18 protein-coding genes are annotated in these 14,119 nt (G+C 36.7%); 7 read left to right on the top strand and 11 right to left on the bottom strand.

The features are described 5' to 3' along the window. Window positions 1-41: 41 nt before the first annotated feature. Window positions 42-1,025, bottom strand: coding sequence for a M23 family metallopeptidase (locus ACUXVC_RS25075; RefSeq protein ID WP_098127150.1), 984 nt, complete (start codon window positions 1,023-1,025; stop codon window positions 42-44). A 189-nt stretch (window positions 1,026-1,214) separates the two neighbouring features. On the opposite strand from ACUXVC_RS25075, the gene lipA reads away from it, so the two are divergent. Beyond that, window positions 1,215-2,111, top strand: coding sequence for a lipoyl synthase (gene lipA / locus ACUXVC_RS25070; protein WP_000166367.1), 897 nt, complete (start codon window positions 1,215-1,217; stop codon window positions 2,109-2,111). Window positions 2,112-2,131: 20 nt separating this feature from the next. Here lipA and ACUXVC_RS25065 read toward each other — a convergent pair whose 3' ends face one another. Next, window positions 2,132-2,611 carry a YbaK/EbsC family protein gene (locus ACUXVC_RS25065; RefSeq protein WP_000272751.1) on the bottom strand — a complete coding sequence of 160 codons (480 nt, stop codon included), beginning with the start codon at window positions 2,609-2,611 and terminating at the stop codon, window positions 2,132-2,134. Between the two features lie 74 nt (window positions 2,612-2,685). After that, window positions 2,686-3,240, bottom strand: a complete 555-nt coding sequence (locus tag ACUXVC_RS25060; RefSeq protein ID WP_000720575.1) for a histidine phosphatase family protein — start codon at window positions 3,238-3,240, stop codon at window positions 2,686-2,688. A 133-nt stretch (window positions 3,241-3,373) separates the two neighbouring features. Between ACUXVC_RS25060 and ACUXVC_RS25055 the strand changes: the two genes are divergently transcribed. Next, window positions 3,374-3,805: a hypothetical protein gene (locus ACUXVC_RS25055; protein ID WP_446025868.1), complete on the top strand. Its 432-nt coding sequence runs from the start codon at window positions 3,374-3,376 to the stop codon at window positions 3,803-3,805. A 25-nt stretch (window positions 3,806-3,830) separates the two neighbouring features. Here ACUXVC_RS25055 and ACUXVC_RS25050 read toward each other — a convergent pair whose 3' ends face one another. Further along, complete coding sequence (locus tag ACUXVC_RS25050) at window positions 3,831-4,646, bottom strand: YhfC family intramembrane metalloprotease (RefSeq protein WP_016079840.1); 816 nt, start codon at window positions 4,644-4,646, stop codon at window positions 3,831-3,833. A 100-nt stretch (window positions 4,647-4,746) separates the two neighbouring features. On the opposite strand from ACUXVC_RS25050, the gene ACUXVC_RS25045 reads away from it, so the two are divergent. Further along, window positions 4,747-5,481 carry a MerR family transcriptional regulator gene (locus tag ACUXVC_RS25045; RefSeq protein WP_000178775.1) on the top strand — a complete coding sequence of 245 codons (735 nt, stop codon included), beginning with the start codon at window positions 4,747-4,749 and terminating at the stop codon, window positions 5,479-5,481. 34 nt (window positions 5,482-5,515) lie between these two features. Here ACUXVC_RS25045 and ACUXVC_RS25040 read toward each other — a convergent pair whose 3' ends face one another. Then, window positions 5,516-6,094: a YhcN/YlaJ family sporulation lipoprotein gene (locus ACUXVC_RS25040; protein WP_098125868.1), complete on the bottom strand. Its 579-nt coding sequence runs from the start codon at window positions 6,092-6,094 to the stop codon at window positions 5,516-5,518. A 115-nt stretch (window positions 6,095-6,209) separates the two neighbouring features. Here ACUXVC_RS25040 and ACUXVC_RS25035 point away from each other — a divergent pair, with 115 nt between their 5' ends. After that, window positions 6,210-6,521, top strand: a complete 312-nt coding sequence (locus ACUXVC_RS25035; protein ID WP_000970508.1) for a YutD family protein — start codon at window positions 6,210-6,212, stop codon at window positions 6,519-6,521. Window positions 6,522-6,566: 45 nt separating this feature from the next. On the opposite strand, the gene ACUXVC_RS25030 is transcribed toward ACUXVC_RS25035, so the two are convergent. The 3 genes from ACUXVC_RS25030 to glpX form a co-directional block, all read right to left on the bottom strand. Beyond that, the gene (locus tag ACUXVC_RS25030; protein WP_001174588.1) at window positions 6,567-7,064 is read right to left on the bottom strand and encodes a hypothetical protein; all 498 of its coding nucleotides are present in this window, start codon (window positions 7,062-7,064) and stop codon (window positions 6,567-6,569) included. 373 nt (window positions 7,065-7,437) lie between these two features. Continuing rightward, entirely contained in the window at window positions 7,438-7,704 is a 267-nt protein-coding gene (locus ACUXVC_RS25025) for a DUF3055 domain-containing protein (protein ID WP_000392611.1), read from the bottom strand. Between the two features lie 16 nt (window positions 7,705-7,720). Beyond that, window positions 7,721-8,692, bottom strand: coding sequence for a class II fructose-bisphosphatase (gene glpX, locus ACUXVC_RS25020; RefSeq protein WP_000439090.1), 972 nt, complete (start codon window positions 8,690-8,692; stop codon window positions 7,721-7,723). Between the two features lie 147 nt (window positions 8,693-8,839). Here glpX and ACUXVC_RS25015 point away from each other — a divergent pair, with 147 nt between their 5' ends. The 3 genes from ACUXVC_RS25015 (at window position 8,840) to ACUXVC_RS25005 (ending at window position 10,865) form a co-directional block, all read left to right on the top strand. Beyond that, the gene (locus ACUXVC_RS25015; RefSeq protein ID WP_000274010.1) at window positions 8,840-9,280 is read left to right on the top strand and encodes a DUF86 domain-containing protein; all 441 of its coding nucleotides are present in this window, start codon (window positions 8,840-8,842) and stop codon (window positions 9,278-9,280) included. 80 nt (window positions 9,281-9,360) lie between these two features. Next, window positions 9,361-9,993: a helix-turn-helix transcriptional regulator gene (locus tag ACUXVC_RS25010; RefSeq protein WP_000503349.1), complete on the top strand. Its 633-nt coding sequence runs from the start codon at window positions 9,361-9,363 to the stop codon at window positions 9,991-9,993. 107 nt (window positions 9,994-10,100) lie between these two features. Beyond that, window positions 10,101-10,865: a TIGR01457 family HAD-type hydrolase gene (locus ACUXVC_RS25005; RefSeq protein ID WP_000276470.1), complete on the top strand. Its 765-nt coding sequence runs from the start codon at window positions 10,101-10,103 to the stop codon at window positions 10,863-10,865. Between the two features lie 188 nt (window positions 10,866-11,053). Here ACUXVC_RS25005 and ACUXVC_RS25000 read toward each other — a convergent pair whose 3' ends face one another. The 3 genes from ACUXVC_RS25000 to ACUXVC_RS24990 form a co-directional block, all read right to left on the bottom strand. After that, window positions 11,054-11,635 carry an NAD(P)H-dependent oxidoreductase gene (locus ACUXVC_RS25000; protein WP_446025867.1) on the bottom strand — a complete coding sequence of 194 codons (582 nt, stop codon included), beginning with the start codon at window positions 11,633-11,635 and terminating at the stop codon, window positions 11,054-11,056. Between the two features lie 555 nt (window positions 11,636-12,190). Continuing rightward, complete coding sequence (locus ACUXVC_RS24995; RefSeq protein WP_000575380.1) at window positions 12,191-13,006, bottom strand: HAD family hydrolase; 816 nt, start codon at window positions 13,004-13,006, stop codon at window positions 12,191-12,193. Beyond that, window positions 13,003-14,115, bottom strand: a complete 1,113-nt coding sequence (locus tag ACUXVC_RS24990; protein WP_098125866.1) for a cysteine protease StiP family protein — start codon at window positions 14,113-14,115, stop codon at window positions 13,003-13,005. The genes ACUXVC_RS24995 and ACUXVC_RS24990 overlap by 4 nt, the downstream gene beginning before the upstream one ends. Window positions 14,116-14,119: the final 4 nt, after the last annotated feature.

The raw sequence follows: 14,119 nt of genomic DNA, 5'->3' as shown, positions 1-14,119 counted from the left end.
CTTTTACTGGATAAAAAATAACCGTAGCAATGCAGCTACGGTTATCTTTTTGTATTTGCTCGTTCTTTTCGTTCCCAAAGGCTTAAATGCATGTATGGATCGAAGGCCCATTCTGTATAGCCATTGTCTTTATATATGCCAAAATGTAAGTGGGGTGGGAATTTTCCGGCTGTACCAGGAGGTCCATAACCAGTGCTACCAACAAATCCAATTACTTTTCCTGGCTCAACAATTTGTCCAAGCTGTATTTCTTTTGAGAACCCGCCTAAATGAGCGTAATAATGGTAATTGTTATGAAGGTCACGAATACCAATGCGCCATCCACCAAGGCGGTTCCAGCCTTTTGTTTCAATAATGCCATAGCAAGTCGATCTTACTGGCACGCCATATCCGGCGAAAATATCGGTTCCTTCATGAATTCGTCTTCCGCCAAAACTTCTTCCAGCGCCGAAAGTACTACGGTAGCTATGGTCACTACGAATCGGAAGAGGAAAAGCATTTCCTTCTAAATTAATACGTCCATAATGTTTATAAATTTGGGCGTACTCGCTAATTAAATCAACTGTTTTTGCACGTCTATAATATTCCCAAAGCATAATTTTAATACGGTCTTCTGACGTTCCTTGTTTCCTTAAAATAGTCGCTGCGGTATGCAGAAGATCACGGTCGCTATTTGCATTTGCAAATCCATCTTTGTCACCATCTAAACCTATTCCGCCAAATAGAGAAATTGTATGGGGGAGAGTATCGTTACTATTAACAGGTCCAGCCCATATTTCTGGTTTGAAATAAAGGGAAATGATGGCATCTGGTTTTTTCGGAATATCTTTTCTTACGCTCCGTATATTTCTTTCATATTGATCCATTGCAGCTAAGTAATACCATGGAATGCCTGAAGAGTGCTCGGTTTCTTTATATAGTGCCATGCGCTTTTCGTATATGCTTTGCTGATTATCTTCACCGTAAGCGATGTTTTGGTGGAGAAGAAAACAAATAGAAAGCAAAAGAGAAATTTTTCGAAGCATGAAATAGACTCCTTTCATAACATCACTCTTTTTAGTGTGGGATATACGGAGTATTTCATTATAGGGAACGATTGGAAAAAATCTTAGAATCTTCATTTGAGCAAATCGCTTTCATACGTTAGAATAGATATGTTACATTGAAAGAAGCGAACACGGTAAACTATTTCATATTGTGCGGAGTTGATAACCATGACAAAACAAACAGAATATAAGCGCAAGCCCGAATGGTTGAAAATTAAGTTAAACACGAATGAAAACTATACAGGCTTAAAGAAAATGATGCGTTCTAAGAATCTTCATACCGTTTGTGAAGAGGCAAAATGTCCGAATATTCATGAATGCTGGGCTGTAAGAAAAACAGCAACATTTATGATTTTAGGTGCGGTTTGTACACGTGCTTGTCGTTTTTGTGCGGTTAAAACAGGCTTACCAACTGAGCTTGATTTACAAGAACCAGAACGCGTAGCAGATTCAGTAGTACAAATGGGCTTAAAGCACGTTGTTATAACAGCGGTTGCACGTGATGATTTAAAGGACGGCGGAGCAGCTGTTTTTGCTGAAACAGTACGAGCAGTACGTCGTAAAAACCCATTCACGTCTATCGAAGTATTACCATCTGATATGGCTGGGGTAGAAGAAAACTTAAAAATGTTAATGGATGCAAAACCAGATATTTTAAACCATAACATTGAAACAGTACGTCGATTATCTAACCGAGTTCGCGCTAGAGCAAAGTATGACCGTTCATTAGAGTTTTTACGTCGAGCAAAAGAAATGCAGCCTGATATTCCAACTAAATCGAGCATTATGGTCGGCTTAGGTGAAACAAGAGAAGATTTAATTGAAGCAATGGATGACTTACGTGCAAACAATGTGGATATTTTAACTCTTGGACAATATTTACAACCATCTAAGAAGCATTTACCAGTTATTAAATATTATCCACCAGCAGAATTTGCAGAGCTTAAAGAAATTGCACTTAGCAAAGGATTTAGCCACTGTGAAGCTGGCCCACTTGTGCGTTCTTCTTACCATGCGGACGAGCAAGTACGTTCTGCAAAAGAAAAAACAGCAGAAGCTAAATAATGAAAAAAGAGAGCTAACGATCAGCTCTCTTTTTGTTTGTACTCTAAAACGGTATTTGTACATGTTAATAAAATCTTTTTTAATTCTTCTGTGGATAATTCAATTGTAAATTCAGGTACACCAGGTGTAATTAAAATTTTATCGTACGTATAAACGGAACTGTCCACAATAATTGTTACTTCTTGTGAATAACCAAAAGGAGCTACACATCCTGGAGTACAGCCAGTTTCCATTCTTAGTTCATCAGGAGAACAGAGCGATAAGCGTTCTCCCGTTATTTCTTTCATCTCTCCGCGATTAAGCCGATTTCCTTCTAACGTAAAAAACACATAAAAATTTCCAGATGTTGATTTTAAAAATAAGCTTTTACTTGGAGTGCCTTGTAAGCCAAGTCTCTCGCGTACGATCCGATCCGTCTCATAATCGAGTACTGGTTCGTGTTCGAATTTTTCATAAGAAACATTTGTTTTATGTAGTAAAGCAAGTACGTCTTCGTACATATGAAATGATACCCCTTTCTATTGTTAGAACAGTCTCTTCTCGTGGCGTCAACTGAATGTTTTGGAAAGGGATATTACTTGGACGATGCTTCCCATAAGCGTGTTATGATACATTGTTCGTCGATTGTAATTTCGTAAATATCAGGATTCGTTAAAGTTCTCCATTCATTAAAGCCAATCGTATGATCAAAATGCTTTAAAATGAGCGTAAGTAAATTGCCATGTGTAACAAGTAGTGTTGTCGTATGGTTTAATTGTAAAACGTCTTGAATAAGCGATATGGCACGGTCTGTTGCTTGTTTTGTTGACTCTCCGCCTGAAAAGGCAATATCTATATTCGTAAAAGTGGATTCTAGTTTTTGCATCCAATCATCCATTGGAACGTTGCTCAATATGCGTTCAGTTAATCGTTCATCTTCTTGGATAGATAAGTTAGCTTGGAGTGCATAGGGCCGAATGGAATCGATAGCTCGGACAAATGGGCTTGAAATAATATGATCGATTTGTAGAGTATTTTCTAAGAGGAATGTAGCAAGGGTATTTGCTTGGTCTTTTCCATCGGTCGTTAATTCAGCATCACATTCTTGCCCAGTTGCTGAACAATGTCGTATTAAAATAATTTTCTTCATAATTCATCCCCATCTTTCAAGTTGACGCTATATACTTCGACAAATGTGGAAATAATTCCTTTTTATTGGAAACAGCATATGGATTTAAATATGTGGAAAAGTAATGTGGATAATGAACATTTGAGGTGCAATCATGAATAAAATGATATGTATTGTATTTAGTCTTTGTTTTTTTATACACTTGTCCACAACTTATGCAGAGTCGAATCAAAAACTAAATTATCCAAGCAATCGAAATAAGTCATTTGTGAGTGAGGATGTTTTTTATAAACAGTTAGATAAGAAGATCTATAAAGAATACAAAAATGCAGCATATAGTGTTCGGAAAAAAATCTTATTTAAAGAAGTGCCTGATGAAGAATTTTCTTTCCTACAAAAAACAGCTGTTGGTTGTCGAAGTAGAGTGGTACTTCAAGATTTTTTTGTTCACTCTGATCGCCAAGTATACTTTTTCGCTTCTTTTATTCAAAATGAAGTAGGAGAGTTTCATAAATATATCGTTATAGATGCAGAAACAAAGAGGGAGCTGCAAGAGGGCAAAAGTTATCATCCATATAAAAAATAAACCACCAATTTTGGTGGTTTATTTTTTACTCCGGTACACTCATTAATTTCTCTTTCATTTTGCGAATAAGAACGACAGCGCCAATTGTACACAGAAGTGTAATTCCTTCGGCAACGAAGATGTTGATTGTTTTTGTTTGGTAAAGTGCCGCGAAAAAGTCTACAAATGCGTGGAATAGTATAGCGTATACTAGGAAGATGTATTTCTTCTGTTTTACTGCGTATAAAACAAGCATTGTAAAGGCGATTTGAAGCACGAGTGCCATAATTCTTTCTAAGCTACCAAGGAAGTATAAGTAGGCAGGTTGCTGAATTAGCATGTCCTGTAAAATGCTGAGCTCGGGTTTTTGTTCAATCAGTCGAGCGAAGCTACCATCGTTAATAGAATTAGCAAAAATTAATGCTTGTAATGCAGAAAAACCGCCAATTAAAATAGATTCAATTCCGCCGTGACCAATTCCATAAGCGAAGCCATCTTTATATTCTAGATATTTTTTTAGTAAGAAGAAGAAGGCAACGAAGCGTCCTAATTCTTCAAAAATACCAGCAGTCAATCCGCCATAAATTGCGAAGACAAACGGATTTTCTAAAAATGGAGCGATTGTTGGATTACCGCGCATAAATAGGTGGAATGGTGTTTCAAGAATTTGGGTGAATCCGATAAAGATAAGAACACCAACGCCGACCACTTTCCAATTAATATTATATTTTTTACGGAAATAAACGAGTACGATAATTGGGACCAGAATCGAGACAATGAGTTGAAAAATGATGCTGGCAATTACAGTATTTGAAACCATACTTTCACCGCTTTCTAATATATGTACATATCTATTATGCATGAAATAGGGGAGAGATGAAACTTTTAGAAAGAAAATGAATTTACTTATTGACTCTAACGTTGCGTCATACTTTATCGTATGTACTAAGGGGGAGATACAAATGACAATGAGAGTAAAAGAAGTAGCTGATTTAGTTGGAATTAGTGTGCGCACACTGCATCATTACGATGAAATTGGGTTGTTAACCCCAGATGAGACGACAGAGTCTGGATATCGTCTGTATTCCAATGAAAATTTAGAGACATTGCAGCAAATTTTGTTTTTTAAAGAGCTTGGCTTCCCTTTGAAGAAAATTAAAGAGATTATCATGAGTCCATCATTTGATCGCGAAGAGGCACTACAGCTTCATAAGAAGATGCTTCTTGAAAAGCGTGCCAGATTAGATAAGGTGATTGCGACGATTGATAAAACAATTCAGCATACAAAAGGAGAGATTGAAATGACGAATAAAGAGAAATTTGAAGGATTCGATTTCAGCCATAACCCATATGAAGAAGAAGCACGTGAAAAATGGGGAGATGCAGCTGTAGATAAAGCGAACGAATATGCAAAAGGTATGTCAAAAGAGAACCAAGAGGAGTTTAATGCTATTTATAGAAATTTAGCAACGCTTAGACACGATGCACCAGATTCTAAAGAGGCGCAGGCAGCTATTAAAGTATGGTACGATTACTTGCAAAACTTCGGTGAATATTCGTTAGATGCTTTTAAAGGACTCGGTCAAATGTACGTCGCTGATGAGCGCTTCACGAAAAATATCGATAAGTTTGGTGAGGGGTTAGCGCAGTTTATGTGTGATGCGATGGAGGTTTATGCGGATCGTAATAAAAAATAAAAAGTAAAACAGGTGGAGATTTTCTCCACCTGTTTTACTTTTTAATCATATCATTCAAAGTCTGATCTCCCGTATTGTTCAAATGAGGATTTTTACTCATTTCTCGTTTTAACATATCGAGGCTTTGTGTATATTCTGTATCATTTAATGCGCCAGATTGAAGCCCTTGAATTTGAGAAATCAACTTTTGGTCTGTTGATACATATGCTTTATAATAGCGAGGGACGATGGACAAAGCAGTTTTATATACTTGATCTGCTACAAGTTTCGGATCCGTTGTGTTTGCACGGTATACAACGAACACTTCATCATCAGTAACAAGTGTAGCAGCGTTTGTAACGTCAGGAAGTTTGACTGTCATGCTTGTAATCATTTCAGCGACCTTCTCGCGATTAATGGCCCCTACTTGTTTGTTAGATACTTCATGTTTTTGTTTAGATGAATAACCGACTCTCGTGAGCCTTGTATTTGTATTTTCTGTATGATACATGTCGTTTTTATTGGAAACAAGAACACGGCTTCCTTCTTCGCGCTCCATTTCGGCTTTATTATTTGTTTGGCAGCCTGCAAATAAGGAAAGAGTGAGAAGGGAAAGTAAAATTTGTTGTTTCACGATGTATCACCTCCTTCTCCATAGCATGTACTAATTTGCAATTTTTTGTATTTGAAATTGTTGGTTGTTATGCTTTGTGATACGATAAAAAGAAGAATGCTTAGAGAGGAAGTTAATGATGGAGCAAAAGCAAGAGCAAGAGATTCATGCTACGGTGAGCATTAATAATGTTCAGTACGAAGTAATTAAAAACTTTCGTGACGGTTTTAGTGAAGAAGCATTTAAAGAGCGCTATGCAGAAATTTTAAATAAATATGATTATATCGTTGGAGACTGGGGATATGAGCAACTTAGACTGCGAGGATTCTTTGATGATAGTAACCAACGTGCGACATATGATACGAAAATTAGTACGTTAACGGAGTATTTATACGAGTACTGTAACTTCGGTTGTGCACACTTCGTATTACGAAAAGTGAAGAAATAAAAAAATCCTCTTACAATTGTAAGAGGATTTTTTACATATTCTCGCTTATAAACAAATCGAGATATGATCGCCTTCAGAAAGTATTGCATTTGGTTTCATTTGTTGTCCATTTAATTGAATATCCCCATTTTTAATTTTATCCACAATGCGTGTACGGCTCCAGTCGGAAATATATGTGGATAAGGCTTTATCAATGCGGTGGGAACCGAAAACGATATCTAATACGATCGTGATTTCAGCTACGCCACTTTCTTTATGTTGCGTAATAGAAATAGTAGTACTTGTTTCTGTTTGATCTTGCTGAGTCATATCGATCGTTTCAACGTGATCAGTAAATGATTTATAAATACGCAGTTTTTGATTCCACGTATGATCTTTCGAACATTTATAAATGGCAAAGCGGTATATGTTTTTTCCATTGGCGTTATGCCTACGAATATTCGTATCAGTAAATAGGGTAGTACGTCCGCAATTTTTACAATATTTTTCGATTGTGTGTTGCTGATTTTCATATAAACTCCAAGAAAGTTGTACTTTCTGCATTTTCCTTCACCTCTTATAGTAGTGGCAAAGAAACGTAATACAGCTATTTGGATGTCTTGTAGTATGAAGACATGAGAAAAAGACAAAAATAAAAGGAGGTTCCCCAAAGAGGAACCTCCGTAAACATCATACTACAGATGCAATACGTTCCTTTGTAATGGGAATGGGCAGACTACTCCCTTGAAAAAGCGTGGTGCTTTTTTGAGAGTAATGCTATCCAATTGCTGGTCCATTACAAAGTAAATGTTGGCATACGTAGATAACGTCCTTTCTATCCAAATAGATTTATTCTTCATTATAACATATAATACTGAAAATTCGAAATAATAAAGGCGGAAAAACACCAGCTAAAATAGCTGGTGCATACGATAAATTATATAAGTTCAAATAAAAATGAGCGTAATTCTTCTGCAATTTCTTCAGTCATAGAAAATGCGTGCTCTAAGTAGCCTGGTTCGTTTAAATCGTCAGCACCGATAATTGCAAATTTATTACTTTGCATATCAAGTACAATTGTTTTACCGTAATGACGATCGGAGTATAAAAGCGCTAAATCGTGACGCTCATTTTCTCCCATAAAGCTAACGAAACGAGTTTTTGTAGCGACAGTGTCGTCGTACAGAAAGAAACGTTCTTCCATACACATGGCTCCTTTATTAAATATCTAAGTTTAAGTGTGGTTTATGATCTAAATGGTGATGCGTTTTAATGAATCGTACTGTTCTTGTTTTGTAACGCATTACGATAGAGTATGTTTCAGCTAAATCTCCGCCAAGGAATTTAACACCGTCTAATAACTCACCAGCAGATACACCAGTTGCTGAGAAGATTGCATCATCCCCAGATACTAAGTCATCTAACATAAGAAGTTGACGAGGGTCTTCTAATCCCATTTCACGACAACGAGCTTCTTCTTCTTCGTTCATTGGAACTAAGCGAGCTTGCATTTCACCTTCAAGGCACTTTAATGCTGCTGCAGAAATAACACCTTCTGGAGCTCCGCCAATACCTACGAATAAGTCGATACCCGTTCCAGGTAGTGCTGTTGCGATTGACGCACCAACATCACCGTCACCAAATAATTTTACGCGTGCACCTTTTGCACGAACACGGTCAATAATATCTTGATGACGTTCACGTTCTTGAACGATAACCGTTAGGTCACGAATCTTTTTATTGTTAGCTTCTGCTACAATTTCAATTGTTTTTTCAATTGGATCATCTAAGCTAATTTTACCAGCTGCTTTTGGACCAACCGCGATTTTTTCCATGTACATATCAGGAGCATGAAGAAGGTTCCCTTTGTCTGCGATTGCAATAACTGCCATTGCATTTGCAAGACCTTTTGCAACGATGTTTGTACCTTCTAATGGATCAACGGCGATGTCTACTTCCGGACCGTTACCTGTTCCTAGTTCTTCACCAATATACAACATCGGTGCTTCATCAAGTTCTCCCTCACCAATTACAACTGTACCTGCCATGTTTACTGAATCGAACATATCACGCATTGCTGTAGTTGCTGCATCATCTGCTTCATTTTTCTTTCCGCGGCCCATCCACTGTGCGGATGCTAAGGCTGCTGCTTCTGTTACACGGACAATTTCTAGTGCGAGTTCACGTTCCAAGATTCCATTCCTCCAATTTCAAAAATCATACAAATATAACTATAACAAATAACGGAGAAAAGGTGAATTCGAAAAATTGTCGATTTTTTCAGAAGAAAGCGTTACAATTAAAATGTAAATGCTTTAATTTCCAGGTAGGTGACATTCATGTATTTTGTAGACAGAAAGAAAATAGAACAAATGCTAGTATGTTTAGAACGAGCAACAAGTACATTTCAAGAGAAAAAGATATATGAAACCGAGTTTGAATTTTACGCATTAGAGCGCATAGCCCATCTTATTATTGATACTGTATTAGATGTAGGAAATGCGATGATTGATGGATTTATTATGCGCGATCCAGGAAGCTATGAAGATATTATTGATATTTTAATGGACGAGCGAGTGATAAGTGAAGAAGATGGACAAGGGATGAAAGAAATTATCCTTCTTCGAAAGATGCTTACGCAAGATTATATTCAAATGAATCATGACGAATTATATAAGACGATTCAAAAACATATTGCAGTGGTAGAAAAATACCCAGCAAATATTCGCAGTTATTTAGAAAAGGAATTAGGACCTGTATCTGCATTTGTACCAGAATAATTATGCTTATAAGATCCCCAGAGAATGCCTTTTGGGGATCTTATATTGTATGTGAGAAAGAAAAGGGAGAAGGGTGAAGTATGGGGGAAGCACGTACTACGAAAGACGAGATTGTACAATTGTTGAAAGTAAAGGGAGAGCACACAGTAGCTGAACTAGCTGATGTTTTAGAGATTACAGAAATGGCAATCAGAAGACATTTAAGTAATCTTGAGAAAGACGGACTCATTTATTCTAAGATGGTAAGGCAACATGTCGGAAGACCAACTTATTTGTATGGATTAAGTGAAAAGGGAGAAGATACATTCCCGAAAGAATATAAGCAATTTGCGATTGATATGTTAGAAGATTTAGCTCGAATGGGCGATGAAAAAATACTTCGTTACGTTTTAAAAGAGAGAACGAAGCGAATGGAAGAACAGTTGCAAAAGAGAGTAAGTAATCAAAAGAATTTAGCATATAAAGTGCAAGAGATAGCAGCTATGCAAGAGAAAAATGGTTATATGGTTCAAATAAAGAGAGATGGAGAGAACTCTTTCGTAATTGAAAAACAAAACTGTCCATTAAAAGAAATTGCAGAGAGATTCCCGCAAGTATGTGAAGATGAAAAAGAGATGTATAATCGTTTATTTACGAACGCAGAAGTGAAAACGCTAGCAAACATGTGCGAGGGCGATTGTAGTTGTTCTTACCAAATAAAAGAGAAAAAATGAACGTTATGGGGCGCTTTAAGGTAAAGCGTTTTTTTCTTTGGAAAAAGCGGGTAATATAAGAGTGGTATGATAGGTGAGAACGTTAGCATAGAAGGAGAGACATAATGATGTATAAAGGTTACTTAATTGACTTAGACGGTACGATGTATCGCGGAGAAGAACAAATTGAAGAAGCGAGCGACTTCGTAAAAGCTTTAGGAGAGCGCGGCATTCCTTATTTATTCGTTACGAATAACTCAACGCGTAAACCAGAACAAGTGGCAGAAAAACTTGTTCGTTTCGATATTCCAGCGAAAGCAGAGCAAGTATTCACAACGAGTATGGCGACTGCGAACTTCATTTATGAACGTAAACAAGATGCAACTGTATATATGATTGGTGAAGAAGGCTTACACGATGCACTTGTGGAAAAAGGATTTGAACTTGTGGATGAAAATCCTGATTTCGTTGTTGTTGGTTTAGATCGTGACATCACATATGAAAAGTTAGCAAAAGCGTGTCTTGCTGTGCGTAACGGCGCAACGTTTATTTCCACAAATGGGGACATTGCCATCCCAACTGAGCGCGGGTTATTACCAGGTAACGGTTCATTAACATCGGTTGTAGCAGTATCGACAGGTGTGGATCCAATCTTTATCGGAAAACCAGAATCAATCATTATGGAACAAGCTTTAAAAGTTCTTGGTATAGGAAAAGATGAAGCATTAATGGTTGGGGATAACTATGATACAGACATTTTAGCAGGAGTAAATGCTGGTATGCATACGCTTCTTGTCCACACTGGAGTCACAACTGTGGAGAAGTTAACAGAATACGAAGTTCAACCGACGCAAGTTGTGCATAACTTGACGGAGTGGATTGAGAAGATGTAATGAAAAAAGCTGTTCCAAACTTTGGAACAGCTTTTTTTATTTCGTTGTGACTAGTGTCGATTTTTGTCGGTAAGTCGATATATTTGAAAAATCGCCGATATAATCTGAGTTACGCCGATATATTTAGAAAATCGCTGATATAATCTGAGTTGCGCTGATATATTAAAAAAATCGCTGATATAATTTTATTAGAATGCACGATTCACAACGTCTTTTACTTCTTCAAGATATTGTTTACGCACATCATTATCCACAGAAGGGACACTTGTATAGAATGTATGCTCAAGTGTTTCAATACCTGTGAATTCAAAAATACCAACATCCGCTGTTTTCTTCATTGCGTCAAACATGCCGCCTGCTGTGTATGCTTCTTTCGTATTGCCCATTGTAGATAATAACAATCCTTTTTTACCGCTTAATAACTTTTCAATACCGTTTTCACCGTAAGCATAAGCGAATCCGTGGCTAAATACACGGTCAACGTATCCTTTTAAAATAGCAGGAAGTCCCGCCCACCACACTGGATAAATAAATGTAATGCTATCCGCCCAAGAGATATGCTCTTGCTCTTCTTTAATATCTTCTGGTGTATTTCCTTGAGAAAATGAGATGAAATCGGAAGCGCCTAATACTGGATTGAAGTTTAATTCGTATAGATCGCGAACGCGTAATTCATGACCTTTTTCTTCTAATTCACGTTTTACCGTTTCTAAAATCGCATGGTTGAAGCTTTCTGTATTTGGGTGTGCATAAACGATTACATGTTTCATTGTTCTTCCTCCTATTTGTGGATATGTGAATAGCTATTTATATATCTGTAACTATTATGGTTACTACTTTTATAGAAGTCAAGTAATACATATGTATGTATAAAAAGACGCTCGAAAATCGCCTTTTTATACCCCGCTCATACAAAGTACAAAGAAGACGAATAAAATGATAACAATACCAATGCCAAAGTTAAATACGAGAGTACTATCCATATATGTAGCCTCCTTGTTTGAAAGTAAAAAGCACTCTAGTTAAGAGTGCTTTTTTATTTTGAATCTACTTTATAACTTTTAGAAAGTGATTCATGCGTGTAATGATTTACATTATTTTATGTATTTATACTTTGAAATGAGTAAGTCCTTGTTGGATATAGAAAAAAAGACACTCGTTCGAGTGTCTTTTAAGATGACAAAATGTGCCAATTGCTTGAGGTTGATAAGACGCTAATTTCCGTGTTAACGCCTTTTCTTTAATCAAGAAGTGTAGCAACAGCGATTCAAATAAATTGTACCATCTGTTTAATCGCGGTGCGTATGCAATTGTGCATATTATGATCATGAGGTAGGTAATGAACTGTGAATAATTTGAAGTGATTTATTTACGATTTCTTCTGCGGCATATATGCCGATTGCGTCTGTTTTTAAAATATGGGGTTGTAAGTTATCATGCATTGCCCCTAACTCACCATGAAGTGGTGCGAAGGCATGGTTCGCCTTTTCAAGCATGCATAAATCAAGTAAAGAATCCCCAGCTGTAATAATCGTATCTATTTGCAAAATTTCTTTTATATATTGCACGGCGTCCCATTTATTAATTGGTTTTGGTACAAAGTATAGCTTTCTACCTTGAAGTGAATGATTCCAGCCTTGTTTGTCTAACCAGGAAGTGAAGGATGATAATTCATCATAAGGAATGTTCTCCCGTTTAATAATGCAATAATGGAATAGATCATCAGCTGTTTTTTGTGATATAACCCAATCTTTATGAGCTATTTGTCCAAATTCCTTTAGTATGTCGTTTCTCTCTATACATTCAACCGATAGTCTTTCTTTTACTGTCCTGTTCCAAGTACCATCTTGTTTCCCGTTATGAAGGATATTGCCGCCGTTACTTGTAATGGCGTATTCGGGAATGATTTCGTTTTGGAATAAAGCAATACGCTGAAACTGCTCAATAGTTCTTGTTGTAACTGGGATGAAATGTGAGTGCAGTTGTAATTTTTTTAGTAGTGAAATGGTTTTATGTGATATGAAAGAAATTTCTTTTCCATCTAAAGTTTCAATGAGTTGAATTGATTCATCTTCTATAGGGGCACGAAACGATTTCCGGGAATAAATAAGCGTTTGATCAAGATCACTGGCGAAAATCATATTGTTTCCCTCCTAAGAGGCTTAATGAGCCCACAACATGAATAAGCCATATTCTCATAGATTTCAATAGGGACATTCTTTTCTTTAGCGAGAAGTAAAATATGCTTTAAATCGGGATTGTTTTGCTGGCGTATTAAAATTTTCCACGGTATTCTCCGGAGTAATACGCGAGTTGTTTCACCGACTCCTGGCTTAATTAAGTTAATATCGTCAATTTTAAAGTGATTTTGGATAGACTGTATATCTTTTAATCCTTGCCAAGATGGATCAGTGTAAGTTGAAGTAATATAACGTAATTGATTATCTATATGAGAATGAACAGAAGGGAATAAATCTGTTACCTCATCAACGAAGAAATTTGATAAATCTTCTTGCTCTAGCTCTTTATAATATTTAACACCATGAAAATCTTTTGGACCGATATAGGTGTCATTTAGTACAGTGCGGCTAATTAGTCCAGAGACTGTTGCATTTAAGCAAGCGCTAGGAATAAGAAAATCTTCACGTGTACCGTAAATTGAAGTACAGTAACCGGGATCAGCAAGCACAGCCATACAATGAGAAATGTGTGTATTATTTCGTTCGTTAAATGTGTGTACTGCATATTCTAATTCTTTTTTTATTGCACCTTTTCCAGTCCACCCATCAATGAATTGAATTGTTTCTTTAGGGTGATGTTCCAAAATATAATGGAGTGCATTTTCATCAATACCGCGTCCGCGAACAATAGAAATACAATAGTGAGGTACATCAAGGTTGTATTGATAGCGTATGTAGCGTTTGATAAGAATGCCAATAGGTGTACCAGCACGAGCTAATGAAATGAGGACAAGGTTAGTTCCTTTAGTTTGTATAATCTGTTCGGCGACAACTCCAACAGCAATGGCTAGTTTGTGTTTGTATTGTTGCAGGGAAGAAAAGAATAAATCCATATACGCTTTAGATGGTTTATATTCCATTGGTAACATTTCGGAATAATGTGTGCCAGCTTGAATTGCTTGTTCTCTAGTTTCCGTGGAACTTTCTTTCATTAAATCACTAATATCTTTTAATAGAAAAATAGCATCATTTGGATTGTAACTACTAATATGAGAATTTACTTTTACCATAATT

The organism is Bacillus sp. N6, assembly GCF_052805735.1.
Note: the sequence above shows the minus strand (reverse complement) of the source record. Positions and strands in the feature narration are given on the sequence as shown.

Coding starts and splice junctions, on each gene's coding strand:
- ACUXVC_RS25075 (WP_098127150.1), bottom strand. CDS start 1,025: ATGCTTCGAAAAATTTCTCTTTTGCTTTCTATTTGTTTTCTTCTCCAC.
- lipA (WP_000166367.1), top strand. CDS start 1,215: ATGACAAAACAAACAGAATATAAGCGCAAGCCCGAATGGTTGAAAATT.
- ACUXVC_RS25065 (WP_000272751.1), bottom strand. CDS start 2,611: ATGTACGAAGACGTACTTGCTTTACTACATAAAACAAATGTTTCTTAT.
- ACUXVC_RS25060 (WP_000720575.1), bottom strand. CDS start 3,240: ATGAAGAAAATTATTTTAATACGACATTGTTCAGCAACTGGGCAAGAA.
- ACUXVC_RS25055 (WP_446025868.1), top strand. CDS start 3,374: ATGAATAAAATGATATGTATTGTATTTAGTCTTTGTTTTTTTATACAC.
- ACUXVC_RS25050 (WP_016079840.1), bottom strand. CDS start 4,646: ATGCATAATAGATATGTACATATATTAGAAAGCGGTGAAAGTATGGTT.
- ACUXVC_RS25045 (WP_000178775.1), top strand. CDS start 4,747: ATGACAATGAGAGTAAAAGAAGTAGCTGATTTAGTTGGAATTAGTGTG.
- ACUXVC_RS25035 (WP_000970508.1), top strand. CDS start 6,210: ATGATGGAGCAAAAGCAAGAGCAAGAGATTCATGCTACGGTGAGCATT.
- ACUXVC_RS25030 (WP_001174588.1), bottom strand. CDS start 7,064: ATGCAGAAAGTACAACTTTCTTGGAGTTTATATGAAAATCAGCAACAC.
- ACUXVC_RS25025 (WP_000392611.1), bottom strand. CDS start 7,704: ATGGAAGAACGTTTCTTTCTGTACGACGACACTGTCGCTACAAAAACT.
- ACUXVC_RS25015 (WP_000274010.1), top strand. CDS start 8,840: ATGTATTTTGTAGACAGAAAGAAAATAGAACAAATGCTAGTATGTTTA.
- ACUXVC_RS25010 (WP_000503349.1), top strand. CDS start 9,361: ATGGGGGAAGCACGTACTACGAAAGACGAGATTGTACAATTGTTGAAA.
- ACUXVC_RS25005 (WP_000276470.1), top strand. CDS start 10,101: ATGTATAAAGGTTACTTAATTGACTTAGACGGTACGATGTATCGCGGA.
- ACUXVC_RS25000 (WP_446025867.1), bottom strand. CDS start 11,635: ATGAAACATGTAATCGTTTATGCACACCCAAATACAGAAAGCTTCAAC.
- ACUXVC_RS24995 (WP_000575380.1), bottom strand. CDS start 13,006: ATGATTTTCGCCAGTGATCTTGATCAAACGCTTATTTATTCCCGGAAA.
- ACUXVC_RS24990 (WP_098125866.1), bottom strand. CDS start 14,115: ATGGTAAAAGTAAATTCTCATATTAGTAGTTACAATCCAAATGATGCT.